This window comes from Bartonella queenslandensis AUST/NH15 (assembly GCF_000312585.1).
In the GTDB taxonomy this organism is placed as follows: Bacteria; Pseudomonadota; Alphaproteobacteria; order Rhizobiales; family Rhizobiaceae; genus Bartonella; species Bartonella queenslandensis_A.
Window position 1 is genome coordinate 1 of record NZ_HE998391.1, and the last position, 383, is coordinate 383.

At 32.9% G+C, this 383-nt stretch carries 1 protein-coding gene; it reads right to left on the minus strand.

Annotation, left to right across the window (positions count from 1 at the left end):
- Nucleotides 1–209: 209 nt before the first annotated feature.
- A partial coding sequence (locus BN338_RS13920; RefSeq protein ID WP_156809287.1) for an autotransporter outer membrane beta-barrel domain-containing protein occupies nucleotides 210–383 on the minus strand: 174 nt, incomplete at its 5' end.

Sequence of the window (383 nt, forward strand, 5' to 3'; positions counted from 1 at the left end):
ACAGTTTTAGGCATTATTCATCAAAAAATTCTAAGTTTTATTTTTTATAAAAAACTTTTTATAAAAATTTTTCACCTGTCAATAACAGTCTTTAAGTATTTTTTTGTTCTATTTAAAAGAATTCTTAAAAAACAGTTTATAATAAGCCAAAAAGGCAGCATATTGCTGCCTTTTTGTTAAATTGAATAGGCTGTTTTTACAGTTTTGCCTCAAAACTGATAGCATATACCACCTGAAAAGCTTGCTCCACTTATCCCCGTTTTCTGAAGCTTTTGTTGATAGCTGACATCACCGTGAAGGGAAAGATTAGCGGACAATTGCGCATTGATGCCAATGCCACCTTCAAGGGAAGTTCCTGAGGGGTCACGTTTATAATCCTTATC